Genomic DNA, 2,093 nt, shown 5'->3' on the forward strand with positions numbered 1-2,093 from the left:
ACGGCGGCCGGCACCCGCGAGGTCGAGGCGGCCTCGGCCAACCTCACCGAGCTCGCCCAGGCGCTGATGGCCCTGGCCTGGCGGATGTTCTGCAGCGCCCCCATCACCTGCTCGATCCCGAGCTGCTGCTGGTAGGTCGAGGCCACGATCTGCTGGAACGTCTGCACGTTCTCCTCCACCCGCGCCGTGATCTCCTCGACCGTCCGCTGCGTCGTGTCCGAGCGGGTCTTGCCGGCCGCCGCCCGCTTCACCGCCTCCTCGGTCAGCATCACCGAGGTGTTGATGCCCCGCTGGATCTCGCCCAAAATCCCCCTGACCTGCCCGGTGGCCGCCTTGGCCTGGTCGGCGAGCAGCTTCATCTCGGAGGCCACCACCGCGAAGCTGCGCCCGCTCTCGCCGGCGGCGGCCGCCTCGATCGCGGCGTTGAGCGCGAGCAGGTGCGTGCGCTCCGAGATGTCGTTGACCGTCTCGATGATGTCGCCGATCGTCTGGGTCTTCTCCGACAGGCTGACGATGTTGCCGGCGACCGCCTCCGCCTGCTCGCGGATCGCGTCCATGGCCTTGGCGGTGTCGGAGACCGCGCGCAGGCCCTGGCGGGAGGTCTGGGCGGTGGCCTGGGCGGTGGCGATGACCTCGGTGGCGCGCTTGCCGATCTGGGCGCCGGAATGGGTGATCTCGTCGACCGTGGCGGCGGTCTCCTGCACGGCGGCGAATTGCTGCTCGACCGAGGCCGCCTGCTGCTGCGCCGAGGCGCGGATCTCGGCCGCGGCCGCGTTGAGGTCGGCGGTGGCCGATCGGTTGGTCCGGGCGAGATCCGACAGGCCCGACACCATCGTGTTGAGGCTGCGCCCCAAACGACCGATCTCGTTGTGCCCCCCTTGCCCGAGCGTCCCCGACAGGTCGCCTTCGCCGACATGCTCGACGAAACCCATGATGCGTACCAGCGGCCGGACGATCAGACGGTTGATGGCGGTCCCGATCCCAAGGCAGATCAGAAGTGTGAGCAGGGCGCCACTCCATAGAGCGAGGCTCTCGTTGCGCTCGGCCTGCGCGACGCGAACGGACTGCGCCGCGCGAGTCTGTTCCTCTAGAGTGTCGATAGCGGCGAGCTTCCCGCGCAGGGTGTCGAAGAACTGCTTGCCCCTGCCCTCTGCCTCAATACGCACCGCCTCCGGTCGCGTCGCAGGATTGGCTGCGCCTCGTATAGCGGTCTCGCCGATGTCAGTCTGCCAAGCGCGCGCGGCCGCCTCGGCGTCAGTCATGAGGCGCGATCGCTCGGCATCGTTGCCGATCAAACTTCTCAGCCGGGTGATCGTCTCATCCAGGGCCGGCCGTCCCCAGCGGTAGGGCTCCAGGCTGCTCTCGCGTCCGGTGATGAGGTAGCCGCGCAAACCGGTCTCCTGGTTGAGCATGGCAGTGCGGAAGGCGTCGAGGCCGCGGGCTACTTGGTTTGAGCGATCCAGAGCGTCGGTTGCCGCCTGCAACTGGTTGCGGGTGGCTAGGACCGCTCCGCTACTGAGGATCGACACCAGCGCAATGACGCCGATGGCACCGCCTAGCGTGCGGTTGAGGCCAAACGTGTTCGGCATACACGGCACTTCCTGCTCGGCCCCGCGGACGGCTTTGAACAATTGCCGCGACGATGACGGCCTAGCCCATAGCGCTGAAACTGAGTTGGAGCGAGCAACAGGCTGCAGAGCGAAAAGATGGCTACAGCGTGCAGGCTCGCGACGACGGGTAGGTACGGGACAGTTCCCCATGTCCCTACCCGTGAAGCCTCGGCCGGGCAGTCGCGTGAGGGTCGGCGCGGCGGGGGAACTGGACGGCGGATAGCGCTCGTGCACTTCCCGCACAGTTGCAGCGTTGCCGTGCGTTGACAGCTTTCGAACTGATCCGTGCATCCGCCCACGATGCCACCGTCAGCATCGTCGTCACTGATCCGATGATCGAACCACCTCGGCCCAGTATCCTCTACGCCAACGCCGCCTTCGGCCGTCCCGTCGGCCGCGAACTCGACGACAGCATCGGGCTCACCCCCCGGTTCAGGCAGGGCAAGCAGACCCGCCGGGAGCCCCTCGACCCCTTCCACCGCC

General features: G+C 67.9%; 1 protein-coding gene. It reads right to left on the reverse strand.

Features of this window, described 5'->3' with window-relative positions; genetic code table 11:
* Positions 1-1,589, reverse strand: a 1,589-nt coding sequence (locus MKL09_RS00480; protein WP_244016966.1) for a methyl-accepting chemotaxis protein, incomplete at its 3' end; no start/stop codon positions are given.
* Positions 1,590-2,093 lie beyond the last annotated feature (504 nt).

The organism is Methylobacterium sp. J-048, assembly GCF_022829515.1.
Classification (GTDB): Bacteria; Pseudomonadota; Alphaproteobacteria; order Rhizobiales; family Beijerinckiaceae; genus Methylobacterium.